Raw genomic sequence first — 13,533 nt, 5'->3', positions numbered from 1 at the left:
TTTCTCAACATTCGGGTGATCTGAAAGTGCCAAGACATCACCTTGACTAATGTGATAAATAACATCCTGAAAACTCACTCCACGTTCTCGACGAAGTAGAGAATCTTTTTCATCAGACCAATCGAACATCATTACATTTTCGCGAATGTGTGCCTTTTGTCAACACAAGCATCTCAATTGCCCTTAAAATCTAAAAGATCCAAGGCCCACACTTTACAGCATCCCAATTTCGGCCGAATCTGTTTAGGTGGACGTCCTAGAAACAGCTTTGACCATACCCGACCTGTGGCAACAACAGGCGGTCAACTTGCTGCGCGCGCAGCACGACGTCATTGTGGATGCCCCCACGGGTGCGGGCAAAACCTTCATTTTCGAACACTTAGTCGAACGCGCCTTTCCCGGCAAAGCGGTCTTCACCGTGCCCACCCGTGCACTGGCCAACGATAAATTCTGTGAGTGGCAAGCCAAGGGCTGGCGCGTCGGGATCGAGACTGGCGACATCAGCTATCAAAGCGACGCCCCGATCGTGATCGCCACCCTGGAAACGCAAAAGCGCGCCCTGATGACCGGGCGTGGTCCGCGCCTACTGGTAATCGACGAATACCAAATGGTGGGCGACCATGCCCGCGGCGTGAACTATGAGCTAGCACTCGCCATGGCCCCGCCTGACACCCAATTACTACTGCTCAGCGGCAGCGTGGCCAACCCCCGAGACATCGAAGCCTGGCTGCAAGGCTGCGGCCGCACCGTCGCCACCGTGCGCCATCGTGAACGCCCGGTCCCATTGGACGAGATTCACCTCGACGCCCTGCCCGAGCAACTGCCCAAGAACATCCATGGCCGCTGGCCACGCTATATCGCGCGCGCACTCGCCGCCGGCCTCGGCCCCATCTTGATCTTCGCTCCCCGGCGCAAGGCAGCCGAAAGCCTCGCCCGCAGCCTGGCCGCCGCCCTACCCGAGCCCGACAGCATTGTGCTCACACCCGAGCAAAAGGCCCTCGCCGGCAACGAGCTGGCTCGCACTCTCAAGCAGCGCATCGCTTTTCACCACAGTGGCATGAGCTACGCACAACGCGCCGCGCTGGTCGAGCCACTCGCCAAGGCCAACCAGTTAAAAGTCATCGTCGCCACCACGGGGCTCGCCGCCGGCATCAACTTTGCCATGCGCTCGGTGCTGGTGCTGGATCGCGAATACCGGGTCGCCGAAGCGCATCGACACCTGCGCCCCGATGAGCTGCTACAAATGTTCGGCCGCGCCGGACGCCGCGGCCTCGACGATCGCGGCAGCGTGTTGTTCACCGGTAATGCCCCCCGACTCAACGAAGCCAAAGCCCTACGCCTGCAACGCGAAGGCAACGTCGATTGGCCCTCCCTACTCACAGTCATTCAAACCGCAGTCGAAGATGGCAAGCAACCCTTGCAAGCCACCCGCGAGTTAACCGCCCGCCTTTTCGCCCGCGAGCCCATCCAGCTGGGCTTGGACGACTTTCTGCACCAGCGCAAAAGCAAAGCCCACGCCACCAGCACCCTCAATCACGAACAATCCCTGTCCGGCGGAGTGATTACAGAATTCAAGAACAGCGAAGGTATTTGGGAACGCAAACGAGCCCCCATCCTGTTCAAACTCAAAGACAGCTGGTACCTCGATCGCGACAGCTGGCGCCCGGGACTCAGCAGCCCCAAAATCGTCGCCAGCCTGCGCATCGGCACCATCTGTAAATTCGGCACCGGCAAAGACCGCCGCTACGGCCTGGAAGTGCCCCTCGCCACCTTCCCCCAAACCCGTGACGACAACCGGCTCAGCCTGAGTAAGTGGCTGCGTAAGGCACTGCGCGAACAGGAGCGCCACCAGGGCAAAACACCCAACATTCCCAAGCTCTGGACACTGGAAAAAATCGAGCGCCGTATCGTGCCCAATCTCGCTTCACTCACTCGCGGCGGACGTTCCGTGCAGCTCGGCGAGCGTAACGGCAGCCTCTACGCACAACTCGATTACAGCGAAGGTGAAATCTACGCGCTCAAAGACCTCAGCGGCAAAGGCCTACTCAACCCCATCGAGCGCAAACGCGAAATCACCGGCAGCCTCCCCAACAATCAACATTCTCCCCACTCCCCACCTTGTCACGGCGTAGCAAAGCGAAGACAGATCTCCACTTCCCACTCCACCCCACGCAGCGTCGCCGAACAATGGCATGCACTCGGTCTCATCGACCATCGCGCCCACCCCACCCGACGCGGGATTATCTTTTCTTTCTTCAATCACGGCGAAGGCCTCGCGGTGGCCGCCGCCCTCGAAGCCAAGCACTACCCGATCGAAGAACTTGTTTACGATCTCGCCAATTTGCGGGCCGGGCACCGCTTCAACGCACTCGCCCTTGCCGGTCGCCCGCTGACCGCCTTCTGCCAGGAAGCCTACGGCTTGCGCAGCATCCCCGGCTACCTAAGGCGCGGCGTGCCCGAAGACTACGGCGAAGGCGCCAGCGAAATCCTGTATAACATCGAGCACAAAAGCAGCCATGCCGCCGCCTACATCGACGACGAGCTCAGCCAAGGCGATATCGAACGCGCCCGCCTGGAATGGCGCAGCCTACGCCTCCACATCGCACACGCCCCCGACTACGAATGGGACCGCTGGCGCGCACTCAAAGCTAAATGTACCGAATCTTTGGGTACCGAGCGTTTTAGCCTCCCCTTTGAAAATTTCCCAGCGTTGACACGACAACAACGCTCTAGAACCTAGCCGCCCCATAGATCTAAGCTACCGAATTGTCGGCTGGATTAGGACTTTTGCACTTCCAATCAACTCGGCAGGTCGGCTTATTAAGTAGCATGCAAATGGAAACCATACAATGGGGCATTCTAGGATGTGGTAACGTAACCGAAGTGAAAAGCGGCCCCGCCTTACAGAAAGTGCCTGGCAGCTCGGTTGTTGCAGTCATGCGTCGAGATGGCCCCAAGGCTGCGGACTATGCGCAGCGCCATGGCATTGCTCGCTGGTATGACTCCGCGGAGGCCTTGATACATGATCCGCAAGTCAATGCAGTTTACATTGCCACTCCCCCAGGCTCTCATTGCGAATTGGCCCTTCAAGTTGCCGCAGCTGGTAAGCCATGTTATGTCGAAAAGCCAATGGCGCGTAATGCCACTGAGTGCCAAAAAATGATCGATGCTTTTACCGCAGCCGACCGGCCGCTCTTTGTCGCCTATTACCGCCGTGGCTTACCGCATTTTAATAAAGTAAAATCACTGATCGATAACCATCAATTTGGAGCCTTGCGCAGTCTACACTATCGCTACGCTTGCGGCCAGCAGCGAACGGGCACCCCCGACTCATGGCGCTTTCAACCCGAGCTTTCAGGCGGTGGACTTTTTTGGGACTTAGGCAGTCACGCCCTGGACCTGTTTGACTGGTGGCTGGGCCCACTACAGTCCGTTCGTGGACACATGCTGCATGGCTCAAAAGGCTCCCCGGTGGAAGAACTGGTTGCCATGACAGCGACCACGGATGCCGGCGTTTCCGTATCAGGCGATTGGAATTTTATTAGTTCACAATACCGAGATCAAATAGAACTCCAATTCGAGCAAGCGCAGATCACCTGTTCGGTCTTTGGCTCAACAGAGCTCCGCATTGTAAGCGAAGACGGTGAAGAAGAAATTTTGGACTATCCGCACAGCGAAAACATTCAGTTTGGATTAATCTCCAATGTCGTGGAATGCTTACAAACAGGTTCAAGTGCATGGAGCACTGCGGACTCTGCCACACGAACCAATGCGGTCATCGATAAAATTGCGAAGCAATAAAATCTCTGCGCGTTCGCCCACTAAAATCGACACAAGTGTGATTGGACCGGCCCCTGGCGCCACTCAGAGAATGGCGCCAAGGACTGTCAGTCACTTCTAAAAATCAAATCCTAAAACTCGCCTAAAAAACGACTTTGTTCAAAGGATACTCGATGATCCCCTCAGCGCCATGCGCTTTGAGTGCAGGAATAATTTCACGCACAGTCTTCTCATCGAGGATCGTGTCGATCGCGACCCAAGACTCATCAGTCAGGCGGTTGACAGTCGGATTGCGCAGCGCGGGCAGATCAGCCAGCACACTATCGAGCTTCGCTTTTTCAATATTCAACTTGAGCCCGACCTTGCTGTTGGCTTCAAGCGCGGCTTGGAGCAGCATTGCGATGTTCTCGATCTTCTTGCGCTTTTCAGGATTCTCCCAAGACGCCTTATTGGCGATCAAGACCGTGTTAGTGTAAAGAAGTGTGTCGACGATGCGCAGCTTGTTGGCACGAATCGAGTTACCTGTTTCAGTTAGATCCACAATCGCATCAACCAAATCCGGCACTTTAACTTCGGTCGCCCCCCAAGAGAACTCAACTTCGGCATTCACTCCGTTGTCCTTCAAATATTCGCGTGTAATGTTCACCACTTCAGTCGCGATACGCTTGCCCTCGAGATCCTTGACAGTCTGCACAGGCGAAGCTTCTGGCACAGCGATGATCCATTTGGAGCGCTTGTTTGATGCGCGACTATAAACGAGGCTGCACACTTCGACCACGTCAGAGTCATTCTCACGTACCCAGTCTTGTCCAGTCAGACCACAGTCGAAATATCCATGCTCTACATAACGGCTCACTTCTTGGGCGCGCACGAAGCGGCCATCCAACTCCTCGTCGTCAATCGACGGACGGTAAGAGCGGGAACTCACTGAGATATTGAAGCCCGCTTTACCAAAAAGTTTGATAGTTGAGTCTTGTAGGCTGCCTTTCGGCAGACCGAGCATGAGTAATGGCGTATTTTCCATAGCCGCAAAAGCTGAAGCAGGACGAATCAGGCACAAGATTAAATTTTGTAAAAGCGCATGTCTTTTACGCTTGGACATTATAAATAAGTAATTGTAAAAGGCCTATAAGTGCTTAGTTTCTGCATTTAGAAGACACTTTCCACACAAATCATGGGCAAACCAACACCACTCGAAGCCGGAAAAAAGGCACCGAACTTCCAATTCACGGAAGACGGTCAACAATACACACTCGAAGGTCTACAGCAACCCTGCCTGCTCTATTTCTACCCGAAAGACGATACTCCAGGCTGCACTAAAGAGGCCTGTGCCATACGTGACGCCTGGGCCGAATTCGCAGAAGCCGGCCTCAAGGTTATTGGCGTCAGTAAAGACGACGAGCGCTCACACGGTAAATTTCAGGAAAAATACCAACTCCCCTTCCCCCTCATTCCCGACACGGAACTAGAGCTGGCCCAAGCCTACGGCGTCTATGGAGAGAAAAAATTCATGGGGCGCACCTACGATGGCATCCATCGCATGTCTTTCCTCATTCACACAGACGGAACCATTGCAAAAGCATATCACAAAGTAAAACCAGAAGCCCACGCGAGCGAAGTCCTTGCGGACTTGGCTGACCTGACAGACCTCCCCCAAAAAACCGACACACAGGCAAACTCATAATCAGATGAACCAAACACCTAAGCCACTCATCATAATCGCTGAAGACGATAAAGATCTCGCCACCTTGATCGCGACACAATTGGAAGTCGCCGGCATGCAAAGCCAGATCTGCCACGAGGCCTGCCACGTGGAGCGCTTCTTAAAAAGCAATTTTGCGAATCTCATTTTGCTCGACGTGCATCTGCCCGACAACACGGGCTTCAACCTGATGAGTGACCTCCGCGGCACTGGTAACAGCACCCCCGTCATCTTCCTCACAGGCGAAAACGATGAAGTTAAAAAAGTAAAAGCGCTCGAAATGGGCGGCGACGACTACATCACCAAGCCCTTTGGATTTCCAGAATTGATCGCACGCATCAACGCGGTGCTCCGCCGCGCCGAAACGACCAACGACAGCAATATCACTCAAAACGCGTCGATCACCGATGAACCATTCGAATTCTGCGGGGCTGAAGTCAACCCGCAGCGCTTAGAAGTCAATTTCCCCGATGGCGCCATCGAAAGCATCGGCCGCAAAGAGCTAGGCATCTTCGCCTACCTCGCGGATCATCCCAATGCAGTGCTCACTCGCAAGAATCTGATCCACTCCGTATGGGGCATCCACGCCGATGTCCGCAGCCGCTCTTTGGACCAATACATTGTAAAGATCCGCGAGCTCTACAAACGCCACGACTTGACACTCGACGCCTTCCGCACTGTGCACGGCGTCGGCTACATCTACGATGTAAAGGTGCCCGAGTAGGCTGGAGTCCCGCCTTTAGGCGGCCTATATCAGCAAGCCTCTGGATACGCGACCGTCTAAAGGGCTCCACGAGTTACGCCCGCTCAGAGTAGGCGGGACTCCGACCCAAGCAAACCGCTACCTTCGATTCTTGCGAAAGCTCGATGGCGCCTCACCCGCGACTCGCTTAAATACCACCGCCATGCGCTCGGCGTCGTTGAAGCCACACAAGTCCGAAATTCTGCCGATCGGGTGGTTCGTTTGCGCCAGCAACTGCTTCGCCTGTGCCACACGCAAGCGGCAGAGCATTTCCCAAGGCGTGCAGCGGTAAAACTCCTTAAACTTGCGCTCTAAACTACGACGCGCCAGCCGCAACTCGTCGCACATCTGCCCCACACTGATCGAATCCTGCATGCGCTCCGAGAGATAAGACATCGCGCGCCGCAACTGCGGATCATCCACCAGCAAATGATTTGCTGAGTGCCGCAAGACCACACCACCTGGCGGCACCAAGACCGGCTCTGCCGGCGCCCGTTTCTGCACCAACAAATCCTGCATCGATTCGCCAACCAACGCCCCAATCGAATCCCAGGGAATCGCCACACTCGATAACATAGGATAACTCAAACCACAGACCAAGTCGTCGTTATTTGCTCCGATCACCGCCACTTGCTCCGGAACCGAGATCCCTAATTGCTGACAACTGCTGCACAGAAATCGCCCCAGCGGATCATGCACCGCAAAAATACCAACTGGCTTCGGTAAGGACTCCAGCCAACGACGCAGTCTCGCATTCGGTGCAACGAAATGCTCACTATAGCGCGCATCCTCAAACGCGGTCTCCGTATGCACGGAAACAGGTAAATCCACCGCCTGTATAAAGCCATCGATCCGCTGTCCCGAATACGGCGTGCCATTGCCCAAACAAGCAAAACTACGATAGCCCGCCTGCTGAAAGGCCTCGGCCGCCGCTGCGCCCACCGCATAATCATCCACGTCGATGCTCACCACCCCGGGATAACTAAAATCTGTATCCGCGATGACCGTCGGCATATCCAAGCTCAAAAGCGCCTCCGTCACCTCCGGCAACCATTCAGTGATCAAGCCATCCGGCTGCAACTCACGCAATAAATCCAGCAACTCGTCGATCGGTCGATGAATACTGACAACCCGGAAGTCCTGCTGACGACGCACAAAGGGCATCAATGCCGGCGTCAAGCGACGCAAAAACACCTCCGTCATTACAATCGCGATCTGTTGGCTCATTGCCTATAAACCAAGCGCAGAATATGACGCAAATCAACAGAATATAATCGCAATTTACGGTTTCGGATATCGCTCCACTTTGGTAATCTCTAGTCGTAGTCAGGTTGCTTTAGCGCCTGATTCAATTTTCAGAAGCAAGCATCACTTTAAAACCTCACAAATCATCCACGCGTTCATACCACAACTCTGAGTTGGGCGCTAAAACAACCCAACTACGAAATCACCATGCAATACTTCAACTGCGACAAAATCCAATTCGAGGGCCCCAGCTCTAAAAACCCGCTGGCCTTCAAGCACTATAACCCGAGCGAAATTATCGCGGGGAAGACCATGAAGGAGCACCTCCGCTTCGCTGCACCTTACTGGCACGTCATGCGCAACGAGCTCGCCGACCCCTTCGGCGCAGGCACCGCCCAAATGCCTTGGGACGATGGTTCCAACTCCGTCGAAAACGCCGTCGCACGTGTCGACGTGTTCTTTGAATTCCTCGAAAAAATCGGCATCGACTTCTACTGCTGGCACGACCGCGACATCGCGCCCGAACTCGGCGATCTGGCGGCTTCCAACGCCGCACTCGACGCCGTCGTCGCCAAACTCAAAGCCAAGCAACAGGAAACCGGCGTGCAACTTCTATGGGGCACCGCTTGCCTATTTTCCCACCCGCGCTACTCGCAAGGCGGCGCCACCTCACCCGACGCCAAGGTATTCGCCTACGCCGCCGCACAGGTAAAAAAGGCCCTGGAATGCACCAAAGAACTCGACGGGCTCGGATACACTTTCTGGGGAGGTCGCGAAGGCTATGCCACCTTACTCAACACCAACATGAAGCGTGAGCTCGATCACCTCGCCGCCTTCCTGCACATGGCAGTCGATCACGCGGACAAGATCGGCTTCGACGGCCCCTTCTACATCGAGCCCAAGCCACGCGAGCCCTCCACCCACCAATACGACTCCGACGCCGCGGCCTGTCTCAACTTCCTGCGCGAATACGGCCTCATGGACCGCTTCAAGCTCAACATCGAGACCAACCACGCCACCCTCGCAGGTCACACCATGGAGCACGAACTCACCGTCTGCCACAACGCTGGCATGCTCGGCAGCATCGATGCCAACCGCGGCGACGAACTGATTGGCTGGGACACCGATCAATTCCCCACCGACATCTATCTCACCACTCAAGTCATGCTGGTCGTGCTCGAAATGGGCGGCTTCACCACCGGCGGCCTCAACTTCGATGCCAAACGCCGCCGTGAGTCTCACGAGCCAATTGATCTCATGCACGCCCACATCGGTGGCATGGACGCCTTTGCCCGCGGTCTCAAAATCGCACACGCCATCCGCGAAGATGGCCGCCTCAAAGACTTCGTCGACGCCCGCTACGGCAGCTTCGACAAAGACATCGGCGCCAAGATCGAAGCCGGTGAAGTCGGCTTCGAAGAACTCGAAAAATACGCCCTCAGCAACGGCGAGCCCATCCTAGCCAGCGGTCGCCAGGAAATGCTGGAGAATCTTTTAAACGAATTCATCTAGTCTATCGTAGGGGCTTCACTTGTGACGCCCGCGTCGTGTCGGCTACTTTGCACCGGCGGGCGTGACAAGTCGCGCCCCTACGCCCTCCCACCTTCCAACTGCCGCGCCAGCGGCCCCCGCCATGCTTTCACTCGGCCTAGATTCTTCCACCCAGAGCTGCTCCGCCATCGTCATCGATACGGAGACACAAACCATCGTCGCCGAAGCCTCCGTCAATTTCGGCCAACGCCTGCCGCAATACAGCGCCCCCTCCGGCTTCATCCCCGACGGTGCCGCTGGCGAAGTGCATGCCGACCCACGCATGTGGCTCGATGCACTCGAACTGCTATTCGAAGAACTCAAAGACCAATGTGAGCTCGCTAAAATCGCCGCCATCTCCGGCGCAGGTCAGCAGCACGGCTCCGTGTATCTCAACGATCAATGGCTCAATGCCATCGACACATTAGATGCCTCCGAAAGCCTCTCCGCCCAGATCCAGCCCTGCCTCGCGCGCAGAACCGCCCCCATCTGGATGGACACCTCAACCGGCGCAGAATGCCGCGAGATCGCCTCTGCCCTCGGGGGCGACGAAGTCGTTTGCGCCAAGTCCGGCTCCATCCCCATCGAGCGCTTCACGGGCCCACAAATTCGCCGTTTCTATAAAAACGATCCCGCCGGTTACGCACAAACCGCCCACATCCACCTAGTCAGCTCCTTCCTCTGCTCCCTGCTCTGCGGAGCCGACGCCCCCATCGACACCGGCGACGGCGCTGGCATGAATCTACTCAACATCCACACTTGGGACTGGGACCCCGAACTGCTCGCCGCCACCGCGCCCGAGCTAGGCAAACGCCTGCCCGACGCCGCTCCCGGCAACACCACAGCGGGCCAAATCTCTGAATATTTCGTCGAAAAATACGGTTTCGCCCAAGGCACCCCGATCACCCTCTTCACCGGCGACAACCCCAGCAGCCTCGTCGGCATGGGCGCCAGCCGCCCCGGAAAAGTTGTCCTCTCGCTGGGCACTTCCGACACCTTTTTTGCCGCCATGCCAGGCGTCGTCGCCGACCCGCAAGGCTGCGGCCACGTTTTCGGCAACCCCGCCGGCGGCTCCATGTCCTTGCAGTGCTTCGTCAACGGCTCCCTCGCCCGCGAGGCCGTCAAAGACAAATTCAATTACAACTGGGACCAATTCACTGCAGCTTTCAGCAAAACTCCCGTCGCCAACGACGACCAAGTCATGCTGCCCTTCTTTCGTCCCGAGATCAGCCCCCGCATCGATCTGGCAGCCCCCATTCTTAAAGGCAGCGAAGCCTTTCAAAATTGGCAAGACGCCGACGCCGCCATCCGCGCTTGCGTGGAAGGACAATTTATTAACATGAAGCTCCGCAGCGACTGGATGCAGCTGCAGCCCGAAGCCATCTACCTGACCGGCGGCGCGTCCCAAAACGATGCCATCGCCCAAGTCGTCGCCGATATATTTCAGGCCAAAGTGCAACGCCTCGCCGTCAGCAGCTCGGTCGCGCTCGGCGCCGCCCTACGTGCCGCCAGCCACACACTCGGCCTCAACCTACACCAGCTGGAAAGCCAGTTCTGCCAACCCAAAGCCGGCAGCACCATCGAACCCCAAGCCGCAATAGACAGCTACCAAACAGCCACCGCAAACTTCTCCGCCCTACTAGCAAAAAGCTGAATTTAAAGGCCACTCAGCTGCGAAAACGTTCGAATATACTTGCAGCCCTGTCATTGGGCTCAAACGCTCAGTAGCTGACTATGCAAAGAACAATCGCGATCGGAGATGTGCACGGCTGTGCCGATGAATTCGAAGAACTCCTCGAAGCCCTCGAGCTTACCCCCAAAGATCGGGTGATTCAGGTCGGCGACTTAGTGAACCGTGGCCCCGACAGCTGTCGTGTCATCGAACTGGCACGCCAATACAATGTCGAAGCGATCGTCGGCAATCACGAACTGCGCCTGCTGGAAGCATGGCGCAACAACAAGCCTAGCCTGCTTAAAGACTACGACCGCCCCACCTTCGAGCAACTCACCGAAGACGATTGGCTCTACCTCGAAGAAATGCCCAGTGTGCTCTACGATGCCAAAATCGAGACAGTCTTCGTGCACGGAGGCTTCCTGCCCGACATACCTTGGCAAAAACAAGCACTCGAAATCATCACCACCATCCAAGTGATCGATAAAAAAGGGAACGCCGCCAAACGCTCCGACGCCCCCGATGCGCCCCCCTGGGCCGACACCTGGCGAGGCTCCCCCTTTGTCGTCTATGGCCACACGCCCCGCCCCAATGTGTTAGAGCGCCCCGGCTCCATCGGCATCGATACCGGCTGCGTATACGGCGGCCACCTGACCGCCTACACCATCGGCGACCAAACACTCACCCAAGTCCGCGCCCGCAAAGCCTACGCCCATAGCAAACGCCTCCCCGACCCCATCTAATTCCTAATTCCCATTTCCTAATTTCCAATTCCCAATTCTCATGTCCGATCCAAGTAATCACCTAGGCCTACTACTCATCGACTTTCAGGATGTATTCCTCAAAGCCATGCCCGACCGCGAACGCCTCCTGAGGCGCACCACCTTTGCCGTCAAGGCAGCGGAGCTCCTGGGCGTATCCATCGCCGCCACCGAGCAATTGCCTGAAAAATTAGGTACCACCACCGAAGCCCTCAGCAGTATCTGGGACGTCAACACACCCGTCTTCGACAAAAGCGCCTTCTCCGCCCTCGAAGCTGAAGGACTCCACCGCTGGATCGAAGCCAATCAAATCGACCACTTACTCATCGCCGGCATCGAGACTTCCATCTGCGTCTACCAGAGTGCGATCCAAGCCCTCAGCGAGGAAATCGGCGTCACCCTGCTCAGCGACTGCATCAGTGAACGTCGCCCCGAAGACCGCGGCTCGGTCTTGGAGCAACTACTCGCCATGGAGGCCCACGTACTGCCCAGCGAAACCATCTTTTACAGCCTGCTCGGCAGTGCCGATCACCCACAATTCAAAGCTTTCACACAACTCGTCAAAAACGCATAAGCGCATCGGCGCATCCACTTACCTTGAACACAGCAAACTACAATTTCGACACTTGCCCCGATCGCACTGGCTACGGCAGCCTCAAATGGGACAAGTACAAAGGCCGCGACATCCTACCGCTCTGGGTCGCCGACATGGACTTCACCACCGCGCCCGAGATCATGAATGCCCTGCAAGCACGCCTGGATCACGGCATCTTCGGCTACACCGTCCCTTACGACGCGCCCGTCGAAGCGGTGCTCAATTACCTGCAAAACCAACACGGCTACAGCGCCCAAGCTGGCTGGCTCAATTTCCTGCCCGGTCTGGTGCCCGCCATTAACTTGTGCTGCCACGCCTTCACCGAGCCCGGCGACTCCGTCATGACCGCCACACCGGTCTACCCCCCCTTTCTGTCCGCGCCCGACTACGCAAACCGCGAACTGATCAAAGTCCCTCTCTGCCTCAATGCCGACGACCAATGGACGCTCGACATCGAGGCGATGGAAGCGGCGGTTCAGCCAAACACCAAGATCTTCGTGCTCTGCAGTCCGCACAATCCCGTCGGCCGCGTATTGACCAAAGAAGAGCTCACCGCAGTCGCCGATTTCTGTGAACGCCACGATCTAATTCTAATTTCCGACGAGATCCACTGCGACCTCGTCTTCGACGAAGACGCCAAGCACACTGTAACCGCCACCCTCAGCGAACGCGTCGCGCAGCGCACCGTCACCCTGATGGCCCCCAGCAAGACTTATAATCTGCCCGGGCTCGCCTGTGCCTATTCCGTGATCGAAGATCCCAAGCTGCGCGCCCAATTCCAAAAAACCATTCGCGGCATCATCACCGAGGTCAACTGCTTCGGCTACGCCGGCATCACCGCCGCCTACAATCACGGCGAGCCATGGCGCCAAGAGCTGCTCACGTATTTGCGCGGCAACTACAATCTGATCTACCAATTCATTCAAAACGAACTGCCAGAGATCACCTTCCGCCCCATGGAGTCCACTTATTTAGCATGGTTTGACGTCAGCAAACTAGGCCTCAAGAATCCCGTCGGACACTTTGAAAAGCACGGCGTCGGCCTCAGCGACGGCACGCCCTTCGACGGCCCACAACATTTGCGCCTAAACTTCGGCTGCCCCCGTGCCCGCCTGGAAGAAGGGCTCGCCCTAATCGCCAAAGCCGCACAAGCAAAAGAGGCCTAAGGCAGAGTTCGAAGTTGGAAACGTCGAGACAGGGAGAACGTCGAACGTTCAACATCCAACGTCCAATTGAATAAATGGGAGAGCTCGGGATCCTAGGCGGACCTAGCGAACTGATCCACCGTCACTTACACAGCCTAGCAAAAGCCTTGAAGACTCTTAGCTCGAACATCTTCGAATCAGAGCCATTCCCCGGGATCGCAGGTCTCCGCACCTGCTCTGCACGCACAGAATCAGAGTCATTCCCTGGGATCGCAGGTCTCCGCACCTGCTCTGCACGCACGGAATCGGAGTCATTCCCCGGGATCGCAGGTCTCCGCACCTGCTCTGCACGCACGGAATC

General features: G+C 56.6%; 12 protein-coding genes. 9 read left to right on the top strand and 3 right to left on the bottom strand.

The features are described from left to right. Nucleotides 1-247: 247 nt before the first annotated feature. Complete coding sequence (locus QEH52_RS09015; RefSeq protein ID WP_308949856.1) at nt 248-2,740, top strand: DEAD/DEAH box helicase; 2,493 nt, start codon at nt 248-250, stop codon at nt 2,738-2,740. A 95-nt stretch (nt 2,741-2,835) separates the two neighbouring features. Beyond that, complete coding sequence (locus tag QEH52_RS09010) at nt 2,836-3,801, top strand: Gfo/Idh/MocA family protein (protein ID WP_308949854.1); 966 nt, start codon at nt 2,836-2,838, stop codon at nt 3,799-3,801. Between the two features lie 121 nt (nt 3,802-3,922). Here QEH52_RS09010 and hisG read toward each other — a convergent pair whose 3' ends face one another. Further along, complete coding sequence (gene hisG / locus QEH52_RS09005; protein WP_308949852.1) at nt 3,923-4,804, bottom strand: ATP phosphoribosyltransferase; 882 nt, start codon at nt 4,802-4,804, stop codon at nt 3,923-3,925. Between the two features lie 150 nt (nt 4,805-4,954). Between hisG and bcp the strand changes: the two genes are divergently transcribed. Continuing rightward, nucleotides 4,955-5,464 (top strand): thioredoxin-dependent thiol peroxidase, encoded by a 510-nt coding sequence (gene bcp, locus QEH52_RS09000; RefSeq protein WP_308949851.1) that lies wholly within the window; start codon nt 4,955-4,957, stop codon nt 5,462-5,464. 4 nt (nt 5,465-5,468) lie between these two features. Then, nucleotides 5,469-6,206: a response regulator transcription factor gene (locus QEH52_RS08995; RefSeq protein ID WP_308949850.1), complete on the top strand. Its 738-nt coding sequence runs from the start codon at nt 5,469-5,471 to the stop codon at nt 6,204-6,206. Nucleotides 6,207-6,323: 117 nt separating this feature from the next. On the opposite strand, the gene QEH52_RS08990 is transcribed toward QEH52_RS08995, so the two are convergent. After that, complete coding sequence (locus tag QEH52_RS08990; protein WP_308949848.1) at nt 6,324-7,451, bottom strand: substrate-binding domain-containing protein; 1,128 nt, start codon at nt 7,449-7,451, stop codon at nt 6,324-6,326. Between the two features lie 225 nt (nt 7,452-7,676). Here QEH52_RS08990 and xylA point away from each other — a divergent pair, with 225 nt between their 5' ends. From xylA to QEH52_RS08965, 5 genes are all read left to right on the top strand, one after another. After that, nucleotides 7,677-8,981, top strand: coding sequence for a xylose isomerase (gene xylA / locus QEH52_RS08985; protein WP_308949846.1), 1,305 nt, complete (start codon nt 7,677-7,679; stop codon nt 8,979-8,981). 121 nt (nt 8,982-9,102) lie between these two features. Beyond that, entirely contained in the window at nt 9,103-10,653 is a 1,551-nt protein-coding gene (locus QEH52_RS08980; RefSeq protein WP_308949845.1) for a xylulokinase, read from the top strand. An 80-nt stretch (nt 10,654-10,733) separates the two neighbouring features. Then, nucleotides 10,734-11,414 (top strand): metallophosphoesterase, encoded by a 681-nt coding sequence (locus QEH52_RS08975; RefSeq protein ID WP_308949844.1) that lies wholly within the window; start codon nt 10,734-10,736, stop codon nt 11,412-11,414. Nucleotides 11,415-11,454: 40 nt separating this feature from the next. Further along, nucleotides 11,455-12,006, top strand: a complete 552-nt coding sequence (locus QEH52_RS08970) for an isochorismatase family protein (RefSeq protein ID WP_308949842.1) — start codon at nt 11,455-11,457, stop codon at nt 12,004-12,006. 23 nt (nt 12,007-12,029) lie between these two features. Then, a complete protein-coding gene (locus tag QEH52_RS08965; RefSeq protein ID WP_308949840.1) occupies nt 12,030-13,193 on the top strand; it encodes a MalY/PatB family protein in 1,164 nt (387 codons plus the stop codon). Between the two features lie 121 nt (nt 13,194-13,314). Here QEH52_RS08965 and QEH52_RS08960 read toward each other — a convergent pair. After that, on the bottom strand, nt 13,315-13,533 hold a 219-nt coding region (locus QEH52_RS08960; RefSeq protein ID WP_308949838.1), incomplete at its 5' end, for a hypothetical protein.

Source organism: Thalassobacterium maritimum, assembly GCF_031127805.1.
In the GTDB taxonomy this organism is placed as follows: domain Bacteria; phylum Verrucomicrobiota; class Verrucomicrobiia; order Opitutales; family Coraliomargaritaceae; genus Thalassobacterium; species Thalassobacterium maritimum.
Note: the sequence above shows the minus strand (reverse complement) of the source record. Positions and strands in the feature narration are given on the sequence as shown.